Annotated in this window: 1 pseudogene; it reads right to left on the bottom strand. The window is 51.3% G+C overall.

Annotated features, from left to right (window positions below):
• Window positions 1-196: 196 nt before the first annotated feature.
• Window positions 197-552: pseudogene (locus tag ACTHUM_RS18225) on the bottom strand (FUSC family protein); the annotation flags it as partial.

The following is a 552-nucleotide window of genomic DNA, read 5'->3' on the forward strand; positions in this document are numbered from 1 at the left end:
CTGCTCCCGCAACCAAATATAAAAATCCCCTGCAATCGCAGGGGATTTTGCTTTATGCGGTATTTATTGTTGCTTGGATTGATTGAAAGAGGCCGTCTGAACCATTGGGTTTCAGGCGGCCTTTTTTATGTGCTGATGTCATCAGCGGCTAATTCGCTTTTATTTTGTGAGTTTGCGTTTTTCAGACGGCCTATTGTTACTCCGGATCGGTATCGTTGCGTAGGTATTCTTTCAAGCGTTGCAATTCTTTTTTGTCCAACCATTTATTGCGCGAACGTTGCAACAGGATCACCAATGCGGCGATTTCGTTACGCATATTGGTGCTGAGCCAGAGGAAGCCTTGCCAGTCGTAATGCAGGCGGGCGGCCGGTTTGCTTAGTTCGGTATTGAGCGAAGTATCGATGCGAATGCGGCGGGCGTAGTGGCCTTTGATGAGGCGGACGGTCAGCCGAAGCTCGCGTTGGAGTTGGTTGAAATGGCGGTCGAGCAGGCGGATTTCGCTTTCGTTGAGCGTGGGCGCGCGCAGTTTGGCGGCTGTGGTCAGGAGCAGCT

This window comes from Neisseria sp. P0021.S006, assembly GCF_051956895.1.